This is a genomic window from Vibrio sp. Vb1337, from assembly GCF_033338715.1.
Taxonomy (GTDB): domain Bacteria; phylum Pseudomonadota; class Gammaproteobacteria; order Enterobacterales; family Vibrionaceae; genus Vibrio; species Vibrio alginolyticus.
Map to the genome: position 1 here is coordinate 1 of NZ_JAWOTD010000063.1, position 1,782 is coordinate 1,782.

At 49.6% G+C, this 1,782-nt stretch carries 1 protein-coding gene; it reads left to right on the forward strand.

The features are described 5' to 3' along the window. Positions 1 to 1,782, forward strand: a 1,782-nt coding sequence (locus tag R7E42_RS23820; protein ID WP_318073063.1) for a glycoside hydrolase family 2 TIM barrel-domain containing protein, incomplete at both ends; no start/stop codon positions are given.

Sequence of the window (1,782 nt, forward strand, 5' to 3'; positions counted from 1 at the left end):
GTCCAACAAGGCGAAAACTTACTCTCTGTACGCGTGATGCAGTGGGCCGATTCCACTTACATTGAAGACCAAGACATGTGGTGGACGGCGGGGATCTTCCGTGATGTTTATCTAATCGGAAAAGAGAACGTTCACGTCCAAGATCTCACCATTCGCACCGATTTCGCCGACGATTACCAAAATGCGACGCTCAGTGCTCAAATCGAATTGGAAAACCTTTCCACCGCTATCGCGTCTGGCTACACGCTGGAATACGCGCTGCATGACAAAGGCACTGTCGTAGCCAGTGGTCAATGCGATTCACTGACTATCCAAAACCACCACTCAACAAGCTTTGCGATTGATATGGTGAATCCAACGCATTGGACGGCTGAAAATCCTTACCTTTACCACTTGTTCATCACCTTAAAAGATCACCAAGGCAACGTAGTGGAAGTGATCCCACAACGCGTGGGTTTCCGTGATATCAAGGTGCGTGATGGCCTGTTTTACATCAACAATCAATACGTGATGCTGCATGGTGTAAACCGTCATGACAACGACCACCTAAAAGGTCGCGCAGTGGGCATGGACCGCGTGGAAAAAGATCTGATTTTGATGAAGCAACACAACATCAACTCAGTTCGCACCGCACACTACCCGAACGACCCACGCTTCTACGAGTTGTGTGATATTTACGGCCTGTTTGTGATGGCAGAAACCGATGTGGAAACCCACGGCTTTGCCAACGTTGGCGACCTGAGCCGTATCACCAATGATCCAGCATGGGAAGCGGTGTTTGTTGATCGCGCAGTGCGCCATGTACACGCACAGAAAAACCACCCATCGATCATCATGTGGTCACTCGGTAACGAATCGGGTTATGGCTGTAACATCCGTGCGATGTATGCCGCGACCAAAGCAATTGATGACACCCGTTTGGTTCACTACGAAGAAGACCGCGATGCTGAAGTGGTGGATGTGATTTCCACTATGTACTCACGCGCTCAACTGATGAATTACTTTGGCGAACACCCACACGAGAAGCCACGCATTATCTGCGAATACGCCCACGCGATGGGGAACGGGCCGGGTGGTTTAACCGAATACCAAAACGTGTTCTATGCGCACGACCACATTCAAGGTCACTACGTTTGGGAATGGTGTGATCACGGCATTCTAGCGCGTGATGAGCACGGCCAAGAGTTCTACAAATACGGCGGCGATTACGGCGACTACCCAAACAACTACAACATCTGCATGGATGGTCTGATTTACCCAGATCAAACCCCGAGCCCTGGCCTGAAAGAATACAAACAAGTCATTGCACCGGTGAAAATCCGCACCGTTGAAGGTTGCCATGATCGCTTTATCGTTGAGAACAAATTGTGGTTCACCAACCTCGATGATTACACCATTACTGCTGACGTGCGTGCCGAAGGTGAAACCTTGCGAAGCGTGCAGTTTAAAGTCGAAGCTTTGGTCGCCAACAGCGAACGTAAAGTGACCATCGACTTGCCAGAATTGGATGAGCGCGAAGCCTTTGTTAACTTCACCGTACGCAAAGACAGTCGCACGCTTTACAGCGAAGCCAACCATGAAATTGCGGTGTATCAATTCCAACTGAAAGAAAACACCGCGACGTTGCCTGCGTTGGTCAACCACAATGTTCAACCATTGGTACTTGAAGAAAGCCGCCTAGAGCACGTGATCACAGGTCATAACTTCACGCGCACTTTCTCGAAAGTAAACGGCAAACTGACCTCATGGCGTGTGAATGGTGAAGAGTTGATTCAATCAGAG